A 255-nucleotide genomic window follows, 5' to 3' on the forward strand; every position below is an offset into this window, starting at 1 on the left:
TGGCATCGGAGGCCACCGGTCCATACACGCCGGGCTCGGCGCGCAGCAGCGCGATGTCGGCCAGGCATTCCCCGCCCAGGGCGAGCGTCACGGCCAGGTCCAGCACGACCTTCGCGGGGTCGTGCACTGCCAACGGCTTGCGCCACCGGCCAAGCGCCGCCGACAGCTCCAGGCCGAGCCCGGTCGCGGTGACGGCCTCGGTGAGCAGCACCCCACCGGCCTGACCCACCGCCCTGGAGGTGGTGCTCGTGTCGA

General features: G+C 73.7%; 1 protein-coding gene. It reads right to left on the reverse strand.

Translation table 11 applies throughout. From position 1 onward, the window contains the following. Positions 1–229, reverse strand: a 229-nt coding sequence (locus M3148_RS19410; protein WP_251305998.1) for a transposase, incomplete at its 3' end; no start/stop codon positions are given. Positions 230–255: the final 26 nt, after the last annotated feature.

The sequence above is a fragment of the Georgenia satyanarayanai genome, assembly GCF_023715365.1.
Classification (GTDB): Bacteria; Actinomycetota; Actinomycetes; order Actinomycetales; family Actinomycetaceae; genus Oceanitalea; species Oceanitalea satyanarayanai_B.